The sequence below is a fragment of the Peribacillus sp. NPDC097197 genome (genome assembly GCF_050278025.1).
Taxonomy (GTDB): domain Bacteria; phylum Bacillota; class Bacilli; order Bacillales; family DSM-1321; genus Peribacillus.
Map to the genome: position 1 here is coordinate 36,122 of NZ_JBNNST010000015.1, position 11,650 is coordinate 47,771.

Annotated in this window: 12 protein-coding genes; all 12 read left to right on the plus strand. The window is 40.3% G+C overall.

What is annotated here, in order from left to right; translation table 11 throughout:
• Positions 1 to 24 precede the first annotated feature (24 nt).
• Complete coding sequence (tcuA, locus tag ACQKL6_RS17050; RefSeq protein ID WP_427651558.1) at positions 25 to 1,521, plus strand: FAD-dependent tricarballylate dehydrogenase TcuA; 1,497 nt, start codon at positions 25 to 27, stop codon at positions 1,519 to 1,521.
• Positions 1,522 to 1,532: 11 nt separating this feature from the next.
• Entirely contained in the window at positions 1,533 to 2,390 is an 858-nt protein-coding gene (locus ACQKL6_RS17055; RefSeq protein ID WP_427651559.1) for an alpha/beta fold hydrolase, read from the plus strand.
• A gap of 22 nt (positions 2,391 to 2,412) precedes the next feature.
• Entirely contained in the window at positions 2,413 to 3,621 is a 1,209-nt protein-coding gene (locus ACQKL6_RS17060; RefSeq protein WP_402872387.1) for an acyl-CoA dehydrogenase family protein, read from the plus strand.
• A 21-nt stretch (positions 3,622 to 3,642) separates the two neighbouring features.
• On the plus strand, positions 3,643 to 4,596 hold the full coding sequence (locus ACQKL6_RS17065) for a VOC family protein (protein ID WP_427651560.1): 954 nt from the start codon (positions 3,643 to 3,645) through the stop codon (positions 4,594 to 4,596).
• 15 nt (positions 4,597 to 4,611) lie between these two features.
• Positions 4,612 to 5,079 (plus strand): flavin reductase family protein, encoded by a 468-nt coding sequence (locus ACQKL6_RS17070; RefSeq protein WP_402872394.1) that lies wholly within the window; start codon positions 4,612 to 4,614, stop codon positions 5,077 to 5,079.
• 9 nt (positions 5,080 to 5,088) lie between these two features.
• Complete coding sequence (locus ACQKL6_RS17075) at positions 5,089 to 5,859, plus strand: 2-keto-4-pentenoate hydratase (protein WP_427651561.1); 771 nt, start codon at positions 5,089 to 5,091, stop codon at positions 5,857 to 5,859.
• Between the two features lie 9 nt (positions 5,860 to 5,868).
• On the plus strand, positions 5,869 to 6,756 hold the full coding sequence (locus ACQKL6_RS17080; protein WP_427651562.1) for an acetaldehyde dehydrogenase (acetylating): 888 nt from the start codon (positions 5,869 to 5,871) through the stop codon (positions 6,754 to 6,756).
• Positions 6,753 to 7,754: a 4-hydroxy-2-oxovalerate aldolase gene (dmpG, locus tag ACQKL6_RS17085; RefSeq protein ID WP_427651563.1), complete on the plus strand. Its 1,002-nt coding sequence runs from the start codon at positions 6,753 to 6,755 to the stop codon at positions 7,752 to 7,754. Before ACQKL6_RS17080 ends, dmpG begins: the two co-directional genes overlap by 4 nt.
• Positions 7,755 to 7,920: 166 nt before the next feature.
• Positions 7,921 to 8,886, plus strand: a complete 966-nt coding sequence (locus ACQKL6_RS17090; protein ID WP_427651564.1) for an SMP-30/gluconolactonase/LRE family protein — start codon at positions 7,921 to 7,923, stop codon at positions 8,884 to 8,886.
• A 115-nt stretch (positions 8,887 to 9,001) separates the two neighbouring features.
• The gene (locus ACQKL6_RS17095; protein WP_427651566.1) at positions 9,002 to 9,952 is read left to right on the plus strand and encodes a VOC family protein; all 951 of its coding nucleotides are present in this window, start codon (positions 9,002 to 9,004) and stop codon (positions 9,950 to 9,952) included.
• 23 nt (positions 9,953 to 9,975) lie between these two features.
• Positions 9,976 to 10,758 (plus strand): FAD synthetase family protein, encoded by a 783-nt coding sequence (locus ACQKL6_RS17100; protein WP_427651587.1) that lies wholly within the window; start codon positions 9,976 to 9,978, stop codon positions 10,756 to 10,758.
• Positions 10,759 to 10,770: 12 nt separating this feature from the next.
• Positions 10,771 to 11,640 carry an isocitrate lyase/PEP mutase family protein gene (locus ACQKL6_RS17105; protein ID WP_427651568.1) on the plus strand — a complete coding sequence of 290 codons (870 nt, stop codon included), beginning with the start codon at positions 10,771 to 10,773 and terminating at the stop codon, positions 11,638 to 11,640.
• Positions 11,641 to 11,650 lie beyond the last annotated feature (10 nt).

Here is an 11,650-nt window from a genome sequence, read left to right on the forward strand (position 1 = left end):
AGGTAGATTATAGGAGTGAAAAGAATGTCGGAAATAACGGATATCGTGGTCATTGGAGCGGGAAATGCTGCATTATGTGCTGCCATTGCAGCAGCTGAAGAAGGCGTGACTGTCACGATTTTAGAAATATCATCCGCGGAAGAAAAAGGTGGTAACACAGCCTATACACATGGCTCCATTCGATTCGCCTATGAAAATAGTGAACAAGTCCGCACTCTATTACCGGACATGACGGATGAGGAGTTTAATACAATTGACTTTGGTACTTATACGAAAGAGCAATTTTTTGATGACCTTGCCGTGATGTCGAACTATCGAACGGATTATGATTTGGCTTCGATCATGACAAAAATGAGTTATGATACCGTTCGTTGGCTCACTGAACATCATGTTAACTGGATTCCAATCTACGGTCGGCAGGCTTATAAAATGGAAAATAAGTTTAATTTTTGGGGAGGAATGGTCATTGAGGCCGTTGGTGGAGGTAAAGGATTGGTCGATGCTCTCCACCGAGAAGCATTACGACTGGGTGTGAAAATTCACTATGATACAGCAGCAATCAACCTCGTAACCGCAAACCGCACAATTGAAGGAGTTATAGTGCGCAACGGTGACCAAGAACGGATAATTTCCTGTAAAGCTGTCATCTTAGCATCTGGTGGATTCCATGCCAATGTGGCGATGAGGACACAGTATTTAGGACCCGGATGGGATACGGTTCATACAAGAGGTTGTAAATATAATGTTGGTGATGGTCTACGGATGGCAATGTCACTTGGGGCGCGTACGACTGGCAATTGGTCAGGGGCACATGCAGTATGTGGAGATCGATATCTTCAAGATTATAAGGAAGGTTTTCAAAAGTTAAGTTTCCCTTTTGGCATTATGGTTAATCAACAAGGCCGGCGTTTCTTTGATGAAGGGGAAAATTTCCGTAACTATATTTATGCGAAAGTCGGTAGAGAAATTTTAAAGCAACCGGGACAAGTTGCATGGCAAATCTTTGATGCAAAGGTTAAACCTTTTATCCGAGAGGAATACAATGGTCGCCATATTACCAAAGTGACGGCCAATACATTAGAAGAATTAGCTGACAAACTGGATGGCATCAATAAAAATGGATTTTTAAAAGAAGTGGAAACTTTCAACGAATCCGTTTCTGAAAGTGTAGCTTTCAATCCCAATGTACTAGATGGCAAGAGTGCCGTAGGATTGGCTGTACCAAAATCGAATTGGGCCAATACGCTAGATGAAGGACCCTTTGAGGCCTATGAAGTGGCTTGCGGAATCACGTTCACCTACGGAGGGTTGAAAATCAATAAACAGGCACAAGTGGTACACAACGACTTCACTCCCATTGCAGGGTTATACGCAGCTGGTGAAATCGTAGGTGGGTTGTATTATGATAACTATCCTGGTGGTGCCGGCTTAACTTCCGGGGCTGTATTTGGAAAAAGGGCTGGTGAACACGCTGGGCAATACATTCAAAAGTTAAAAAGATTGAAAATTAAAACTACTTAGGAGGTATAGATATGACGATCAAACAAAATAAAGTTAAAACGGGTGAATTTGAAACGTATTTTCATGAGGGTGGTAAGGAACATGAAGAAACGGTTATTTTCATTCATGGGTCAGGCCCAGGAGCTAATGCAAAAGCCAACTGGCAATTTGTCTTAGAAGAATATGCACAAGATTTCCATGTTATTGCACCAGACTTAATCGGCTTCGGCGATACGGATCATCCTGAAATTTATCCGGAAAATGGTGTGCAATGGATGTCGATGCGAGTTCAGCAAATTTTAGATTTGATGGATGCATTGCAAGTTAAAAAAGCCAATTTAATAGGGAATTCTCTTGGCGGCGTAGTATCTATGTATTTGAACATGCAGGCACCGGAACGCTTTGGGAAAATCGTATTAATGGGAGCGGGGGTCCTTTTAAAAGAGCCTACTCCAGAACTGATGAAACTTTCCGGTTTCCATCTGGACCCGACAAAAGAAAATTTAAGGAACTTATTAAGCTGGTTTGTCCATGATTTGAATCGCATGAAGGATTTTGTGGATCAGGTAGTAGATGAGCGTTTTGCAATGTTCCAGCGTCCTGAAATTCTTCGTTCATATCGAGAGAACTTCACCAAGTCTTCGTTGACAGAAATGCTTATTCCACAAACTGCACTTGAACGGATGGAGAATGAGTTTTTATTGATTCATGGTTACTACGATCGTTTCGTACCATTACAAAGTAGTCTATATGCACTTGACCATTTGCCAAATGTGGAATTGCGCGTCTTCAAAAAATGTGGACACTGGGTAATGATTGAACAACGAGAAGAATTTTTGCATGAGACGAAGCATTTCTTTACCAAAGATAAAGTTCAAATGAAAATCTAAATGATTGGAAGGAGGAATTACGATGAGTGAAGCCATAGTGAATATAGAAAACGTCAGTGAGATGCTTATTGAAAACGCACGATCACTACGAAAGGAATTACGCGATGCTACTCTAGAAATAGATCAAACGAGTACATTATCTACGAAAATCGTTGATTCTATACGTGATAAAGGACTTTTGAAAATTCTGCGTCCGAAAATGTTCAAGGGGTATGAAACGGACATGCGCACGTACTTTGATGTTGTAACAGAAATTAGTCGTGGCAATGCTTCAGCTGGATGGTTTGTTTCGCTTAGTAATATTCGGGATTACATGATTTCGTATGCGTTTGGTCGAAAAGCACTGATGGATATTTTTGGACCTAATCAAGATAGGGATGTTGTCTTAGCTGGGAATTTCAAACCCATTCACATTGATATTGAAAAAGTAGATGGCGGCTACATGATTAAAGATGCTAAATGGCCATTTGTCTCCGGTTCACCATACGCGGATTGGTTTTACTTTGGTGCACCAATTGATGATGGCAATGGCGGCGTTGAGATGGCAATCCTGGTTATTCCAAAAGAAGATGTCACGGTTTTAGATGACTGGGACGTTGTGGGTCTTCGGGGATCTGGTAGTAACAGTGTTATTGTGAAGGATGTGTTCATTCCGGAACATCGTACGTCATTGGATCGTCTTGCGCAGCAAGGACATTATGTTATCGATGAACTTAAGGATAATCCGCTTTATCGCACACCGTTTGTACCATCGTTAACGTTGTCCATCGTGGCTCCGGCTTTGGGAATCGCGCTTGGTGGCTTTGATTTGCATATGGAGCGCGTGGCAAAAGCGGGAATCGGTAATACCTTCTACAACAAAATGGATGAAGCGGCAGTGACGCATCTGCAAATTTCTGAAATTGATATGAAACTGGAATGTGCACGAATGTTACTGGAAAATGCCATTGGGAATTTAGATGGCCATTCGACAAAAGGGCAAGTTTTTACACAGAAAGAAAGTATCCGGATAAAAGCGCAGTTTGGCTATGCTAATCAATTATGTAAGGAAGCATTTGATTTGATGTTAGCTGGATCAGGATCCATATTCGCTTATAACAACAATGTATTCCAAACATTTTATCGTGATTTCATCACCATGCATTTACATGGTTTCATTACACCGTCAAGTTTATTGGAGACATATGGCCGGGTTATGTGTGATTTAGAGGCAAACACATACTTTGCATAAATTAGATAAGGGGGAAATGGTATGAGTAAAGCAGAAATTTCAAAATTGGGTCATTTTGGGTTAGTGAGTACGGATTTAGAAAAATCACTTTGGTTCTTTAAAGAAGTGGTTGGATTAGAGGAAACTGATGTAGTGAATGGCGTCCATTATCTTCGTGCATGGGGTGACTTCGAGCACCATACATTGTCGATACGTGCTGGAGAGGAAGCTTACTTAGATCACATTGCCTGGCGTACAAAGCGTCGTGAAGATGTCGATTTATTTGCTGAACAACTCGAAAATAGCGGCATAGCCATCAAATGGGTAGAAGAAGGAACCGAAAAAGGACAAGGAAAGGCATTCCGTTTCAAACTACCAAGCAATCATACTTTTGAAATCTATTACGATATGGAAAAAACATTAGCTTCTCCAGAAACACGTTCTGTGCTAAAAAATCAAACACATAAATCTTGGAACAAAGGTGTGTCTCCGCGCAGAATTGACCATGTAAATCTATTAAGTTCATTGCCTGCGAATGAATTGGTAGACTTCATGCAAGAACACCTAGGTTTTAATCTCCGTGAATATGTAGAGGCACCAGATGGTACGTATGTAGGCGCTTGGATGAGTGTCACTCCACTGGTCCATGACATCGCCTTTAGCTTCGATCCAAATTCACCGTCAACACATGAAGTCCATCATATCGCTTACTGGCTAGATAATGCACAAGATTTATTGAGAGCGGCAGATATTTTAAAAGAAAATGGAATCTTCTTTAAAGGACCTGGAAAGCATGGTATCTCACAAGCCATGTATATATATGCGATTGATCCGGGTAGTGGTGTAAGATTGGAGATTTTTACAAACGGCTATTTAATTTTTGAACCAGACTGGGAACCAATTCGTTGGACGGTTGATGAAATGGATATCGGTTTCACATATTGGGGAGATCAAATGGATGCGAATACAGAAAATAATCCAACCATTAAAGCATAAAGGAGGGGAATCTGTATGGACGATCGTTTATTTCGAGATACAATGGGGAAATTTTCGACAGGCGTGACCGTGATCACAACAAAGCATGATGGCAAGGTGCACGGGATGACAGCAAATGCTTTCATGTCCGTTTCCCTTAATCCCAAATTAGTTGTTATTTCAATTGGTGAAAATGCTCGCTGTCTTAACAAAATTCGAGAAAGTGGCCAATTTGGAGTCAATATATTAGCCGAAGATCAGCAAGAATATTCGATGATATTTGCTGGACAGAAGAAGGGTGAAATAGATATTGAATTTGATACATTGGCTGGGGTTCCGGTGCTACCAGGTGCTTTAGCTCAAATTAGTTGCGAAGTGGTTTCTTCATATGTCGAAGGGGATCATACATTATTTATCGGTAAAGTTCAGGATATTCTCCTGGAAGAAAAAGAACCATTATTATTCTATTCAGGAAAATATTACTCACTGCAAACTGTCGTCTAGGGGGAAGGTATGAACATTCAATCAGCAAGCCAAGCATTACTAGATGCTGAAAAAAACAAGATACCTATTGAACCTTTTACATCCACAACTAAAATCTCGGTAGATGATGCATATCATATTCAACTGCTGCAGATCCAAAAGAAATTAGAAAATGCTAATTTAGTAGGCATGAAGATTGGTTTGACAAGTAAGGTCATGCAGGACATGTTTGGTGTTGATTCACCGGATTTTGGACATATTTTGAACAATATGGTTTTCGAGAATAATAGTGTAGTATCCGTTTCAAATTTTATCAGTCCAAAGGTAGAATTTGAAATCGCTTTCATATTAAGGGGGGATTTACAAGGCCCGAACATTACGGCGGAACATGTTTTAAAGGCAACCGAAGCGGTGGTACCGGCAATTGAAATAATCGATAGCCGAATTAGAGATTGGAAATTCCGTTTTGAGGATACGGTTGCTGATAATGGTTCATCGGCCGGTGCCATACTAGGCGATGTCCATTCCCAACCAACAATGGATGAATTAGCAAACATTAAGATTATAGCGATGAAAAATGGTTCGGTTTTTGATGAAGGAATTAGCAATGCTGTCATGGAGAACCCAGCAAAGGCCGTGGCATGGCTTGCGAACATGTTAGCAGCCTATGATATTACATTAAAAGCAGGACAATTTATTCTTTCCGGTGCAATCACTGCGGCTGTACCGTTTGAATCGGGAGATGTATTTGAAATAGATTATGGCCCATACGGCCATATGAAGGTAACTTTTTCAGACTGAGGTGACAATATGGAAAAACTAAAAGTGGGAATTATCGGTTCCGGGAATATTGGAACCGATTTAATGTATAAAATTGAATGTTGCGATGCATTAGAAATGTCGGTCATGATCGGTATCGATAAGAATTCAGAAGGCTTAAAACGAGCTAGAGATCGAGGTTATCATACGATTGAAAATGGGATAGAAGGGTTGAAAAATCAGCTGGATCTTGTTGATATCGTTTTTGACGCAACAAGCGCCTACGCACATGCGGAAAATTACGAGGTAATCAAGTCCGTGGGTAAAAAGATGATTGATTTAACACCAGCAGCAATCGGACCTTTCACAGTGCCACCCGTTAATTTAACGGAGCACTTTGATAAAGATAATGTAAACATGGTGACATGTGGTGGACAAGCTACAATTCCCATCGTACATGCTATCAATCGTGTAGTAGCTGTAGATTATGCCGAAATAGTTGCCACGGTTGCGAGCAAAAGTGCAGGCCCTGGCACACGCGCCAACATCGATGAATTTACACGTACGACTTCTCGTGCAATCGAAGTCGTAGGCGGTGCTAAAAAGGGTAAGGCCATTATCATTCTTAATCCTGCTGAGCCACCAATCATTATGCGAGATACGGTGCATGCCCTTGTTTCAGAAAAGGGAAAGGAAGAAGCAATCATTAGCTCTATTCGAGCTATGGTACAAGAAGTACAGGAATACGTGCCAGGCTATCGTTTACGTGGAGAACCTGTTTTTGAAGATCATAAGATTTCTGTATTCTTAGAGGTTGAAGGTGCAGGCGATTTCTTTCCAGCCTTCTCAGGGAATTTAGATATTATGACCGCAGCGGCCGCGCGTGTGGCTAATGAAATGGCGAAGAGTATGTTGGCTCAGGGAGGAGCGGTTTCATGAGGGATGTTCATGTGCTGGATGTATCATTACGGGATGGCAGTCATTCAATGAAACATGCTTTTACCGAGCAGCAAGTAAGAGATATTGCAAGAGGTTTGGATCAGGCAGGAGTGGAGTATTTTGAGGTAGCTCATGGAGATGGGCTTGGCGGTTCCAGTTTACAATACGGTTTTTCCTTGGTAGATGAACTGAAACTCATTGAAGCGGCTGTCGATGAAGTTCAGCAGGCAGAAGTAGCCGTACTTTTAATCCCAGGAATCGGTATTAAGGAAGATATAAAAGAGGCGGTTAAAGTCGGGGCAAAAATGGCCCGTATTGCAACGCATGTAACGGAAGCGAATATAGCTGAACAACATATTGCCATGAGTAAGGAATTAGGTTTAAAAACAGCAGGTTTTCTAATGATGGCGCATATGGCACAAGTCGATGTCATTGTAGAACAGGCGAAATTGTTCGAGCAATACGGTGCGGACCTCATTTACGTGACCGATTCGGCAGGGCATTTGTTACCGAATCAAGTGACGGAACGCATCCAAGCCTTAAAGCAGCATGTGCACTGTGAAATCGGCTTCCATGCACATAATAACATGTCTTTAGCGATGGCGAATTCACTAGCAGCTATTGAGGCAGGAGCTACATATATTGATGGTTCACTACGTGCGCTTGGGGCAGGTAGTGGCAATACTCAAACAGAAGCATTGATTGCTGTTTTAAATCGTCTCCATATTCAAACTGGTATTGATTTATACAAAATTATTGATACGGCAAATAATACTGTAGCGCCAATCTTGCCGAGACCACAAGAAATATCGGGTTCAAGCCTCATGATGGGCTATGCGGGAGTATATTCGAGTTTTCTACTTCACACTGAAAAAGCTGCAAGACAATTCCAGGTAGATGAACGTGATATTTTAGTAGAACTAGGAAAGCGCAAGGCAGTTGGGGGTCAGGAAGACTTGATTTATGAAGTAGCACAGCAATTGCAACACGCAAAGTAAATACCCTCTCATATCGTAAGAAAAGGAAGAGATAAATACTCTTTCTTTTTTTACAATTCACTAATGATTTTATGAACTTTATCCGTTTTCCATGCAAGTTCACCTTTGTGAAAACGAGTTAAAATGTCAGAAGGGAAGACAGGGTGGAACGATATAGAAATAGTGGGTGATTAATATAAAAAAATGTGGAAACTACCGTGCGAAATTTGGAGATGGCCCGATTTGGCATGAAGGATATGGTTTAATTTGGCTGGATATTACGGCGAAGAAAATCATTACGTACAACCCGGAAACGGAACAAGAAAGTGTATATGATGCACTAGGTTGGATCAAATCTATTGTGCCATCAGCGGATGGACAGTTTATTGGCATATATAAAGATGGTTTGTATTATTTGAATTTTAAAAAAGGTAGTAAAGTCCCTTTTGTCTTACCAGATGGACTCAATGATATTCATTATTTGAATGATGGCAAGTGCGGACCGGATGGACAGATTTGGGTAGGATTGTCGGACGGTTTTTTTAAACGCTTCAAAGAATCTCCTTATACAGCATTGTCACATTACCCTTTTGAAAACTCCAAGTTATTTAGTGTTGATGCTGGTGGGAATATTTCTGTGAAACTGGAAAATATAACATTTTCGAATGGATTGGATTGGAATCGCAAGACCCATAATTTTTATCATATTGACTCTTCTAAGCATCTGATTTTCCAATATCAGCTAAAAGAAAATGGTGAAATCCAATTTGAAAAAATCATCTACTCTTTTGAATTGGATGAAGGTTTCCCTGACGGTATGGCAATCGATGCAGATGGAAACCTATGGGTAGCTTTATATAAAGGTGGTACCATAGCTGCTCGCTTAAAGACACCGACGCGAATTGTATGTATCTGTCCTAAAAAGATGGAAGTCATTCAAGAAATTGAACTGCCATTATCACACGTGACCTCTTGCACAATCGGTGGTGAAAACCTAGATACCTTGTTTGTCACGACTGCATATGAACCATTACCAGAGGACAAGGTTAAGCGGGAACCTCTTGCGGGATATTTACTGGCTATTCCGATTGAACAACGAGGAGTGGCAAACTATCAGTTTATGACCAATGAGGATAAAGCGAAAATTAGGTAGTTCTTTATGGAAAACTGATTGAATTTCAGAAAAATGATTCGTAGTTTTCAATAAAAAAAGTTTGTAAGATGGAACCAAAGCTAATCGAGTTTTCATACAGGAAGGAAGAGGAGCATTGAAACCAGAAATTGCGAAGTTAGGACATGTTGCATTAGTTACGAGCGATTTAAATAAATCACTATTCTTTTTCAAAGAAGTGATCGGCTTGGAAGAAACTGAGGAGGTAAATGGTGTTCATTATTTGCGTGCATATAGCGATTTTCAACATCACACATTAAGCCTGGAAGCTGGAGAGGAAGGCTATGTGAAACATATTGGCTGGCGTACTAAAACAGCAAATTGCGTTGAAAGCTTCAAGGAAATATTGGAAAAACACGAAGTGGCCTTTGAAGAATATCCAAAAGGGACAACAGTTGGAATAGGAGATTCAATCCGGTTTAAGATGCCGAGTGGCCATACATTTGAGCTGTATTATGATGTGGAGAAGCCGAAAGCAACAAATGGAAATGCATCGGTATTAAAAAATCAGGTATATCAATCATGGCGAAAGGGTATTTCTCCTCGACGATTCGATCATGTGAATATTCATACGTCTACAGATGTAAACGCTTCATACGAGTTTTTAATGGATGTTTTGGGCTTTAACATGCGTGAATATATGCGCGGTGATGATGGTATTTTAGCAGCTTGGTTAAGTGTAACATCCTTGGTTCATGATGTTGCTTTACTAAAGAAAGATACATTACCAACTCCGGCTCGTTTGCATCATATTTCATATTGGTTGGATGATTCACAAGATATCTTACGAGCAGCGGATATTTTAAAAGAGAATGGACTGCAATTTATCGGACCAGGAAAGCACGGTGCAACACAAGCTATTTATCTATATGTTATAGACCCAGGAAGTGGGTGTCGTGTGGAATTGTTTTCAGGTGGTTATCAAATTTTCGAACCGGACTGGGAGCCGATTGAGTGGACATTAGAGGAACGGTCTTCCTGCAATACGTATTGGGGTGACACTGTGCAGGATAAGGAACTGAACAATCTTACTATTGAAGTTCGCTAATGTATGGAAGGTAGGCAAGAGTGATGAAAGTGATTCTTGTAAATGAACAAAATCTATCATTTGTTCAATCTAATAGTTGTTCAAGCGTAATGGTATTAGGGTTTTTTGACGGAGTTCATAAGGGGCACCAACATGTCATCACAAAGGCTACAAAATCAGCAAAGCTAAGAGGACTTCCTTTAGCGGTCATGAGTTTTTTTCCACATCCCAAAACCGTGTTTTCAAATCAAGAAATCGATTATTTAATGCCAATGGAGCAAAAAGTACAACAATTAAAGACACTGGGTGTAGATATTTTCTACATTGTGGAATTTACAAAGACATTTGCATCTCAAACACCGAAAACATTTGTGCAAGAATATTTAATCAACTTACAAGTGAAACACGTGGTAGCTGGTTTTGATTATACGTATGGAGCGAAGGGTGCTGGAACGATTAAAACGATTGCAGAGCACAGTGAACAACTTCTATCCGTGGATGCCGTAGAAAAGTATGAAATGTATGGTACTAAGGTAAGTTCCACTTATTTACGAGAACTTTTACGAAAAGGGAAAGTGGAAACGATGACTGCACTACTCGGAAGACCTTATCAAGTCCAGTACCATTTCCATGAGGGTTTGAAAGAGCATTATACTCTCCCTGATGAGGGTAGTTATTATGTTTCCATGTTGATTGGAAAGCGGGTTATTTCCCAAGTTGTGCATGTGTTTGATCAAAGAATACAATTCAATCAAAACTTTCATTTTGAGGAATCTACAATTATTTTTCATCAGAGTGTAGCACATGACTTACAAGTAACTAGTTAAAGGATGAAGTACATGCTTAAGACAGAAAAATTTTATCAATTATTACAGCAGCAAGAAACACTGTTATTACTAGGCGCATATGACGGTATGACAGCTCGGATATTAGAAGAAGCAGGTTTTGAAGCGATTTATGTGACAGGAGCAGGCATTGCCAATGCGCAACTTGGCTGGGCGGATGTGGGATTAACGACGTTAACAGAGATTGCACAAGTTGTTTCATGGATGTCCGATATCACTAAGGTTCCATTAGTGGTAGATGCAGATACTGGATTTGGAAATTCTGTTAATATGCAACGAACTATAAAAATATTAGAAAAGGCAGGGGCCGCTGCCATTCAAATTGAAGATCAAGTCATGCCAAAGAAATGTGGCCATTTTAATGGTAAAGAAGTGATTTCTCAAGAAGAAATGATAGGGAAAATACATGCAGCTCTTGATGCGCGTCAAGATGAAAGATTGGCAATCATTGCACGGACGGATGCACTGTCTGTGTTAGGTTTTGATGAAGCAATCAAGCGTGCTAATGCGTACAAAGAGGCTGGTGCTCATGCCATTTTTATCGAAGCTCCACAAGAATATGAACAGATTGTAGAAATTCCAAAATTAGTCACAGGCATTCCACTTATTTTGAACTTGGTAGAAGGGGGAAAGACCCCTCTATTTTCTCAAACGGAAGTACAAGAAATGGGTTATCGCGTTATGCTTTGTGCCAATACGGTTTTACGTGGTGCCATTAAAGGAGTAAAAGATGCAGTGAACGTTTTAAAGCAAGAACAGTCACAGAAAAATATAGCACCATATATTTGCACATGGGAGGAACGTCAAGAATTATTTAAATTACATGAGATTAATAAAATGGAAGAAAAATATTCTGAAAAGTGAGAAAGTGGTG

What these genes read in the sequence shown, in the direction of transcription:
- ACQKL6_RS17080 (WP_427651562.1), top strand. Translation starts at nt 5,869, where the DNA reads ATGGAAAAACTAAAAGTGGGAATTATCGGTTCCGGGAATATTGGAACC.
- ACQKL6_RS17060 (WP_402872387.1), top strand. Translation starts at nt 2,413, where the DNA reads ATGAGTGAAGCCATAGTGAATATAGAAAACGTCAGTGAGATGCTTATT.
- ACQKL6_RS17065 (WP_427651560.1), top strand. Translation starts at nt 3,643, where the DNA reads ATGAGTAAAGCAGAAATTTCAAAATTGGGTCATTTTGGGTTAGTGAGT.
- tcuA (WP_427651558.1), top strand. Translation starts at nt 25, where the DNA reads ATGTCGGAAATAACGGATATCGTGGTCATTGGAGCGGGAAATGCTGCA.
- ACQKL6_RS17075 (WP_427651561.1), top strand. Translation starts at nt 5,089, where the DNA reads ATGAACATTCAATCAGCAAGCCAAGCATTACTAGATGCTGAAAAAAAC.
- ACQKL6_RS17070 (WP_402872394.1), top strand. Translation starts at nt 4,612, where the DNA reads ATGGACGATCGTTTATTTCGAGATACAATGGGGAAATTTTCGACAGGC.
- dmpG (WP_427651563.1), top strand. Translation starts at nt 6,753, where the DNA reads ATGAGGGATGTTCATGTGCTGGATGTATCATTACGGGATGGCAGTCAT.
- ACQKL6_RS17100 (WP_427651587.1), top strand. Translation starts at nt 9,976, where the DNA reads ATGAAAGTGATTCTTGTAAATGAACAAAATCTATCATTTGTTCAATCT.
- ACQKL6_RS17055 (WP_427651559.1), top strand. Translation starts at nt 1,533, where the DNA reads ATGACGATCAAACAAAATAAAGTTAAAACGGGTGAATTTGAAACGTAT.
- ACQKL6_RS17105 (WP_427651568.1), top strand. Translation starts at nt 10,771, where the DNA reads ATGCTTAAGACAGAAAAATTTTATCAATTATTACAGCAGCAAGAAACA.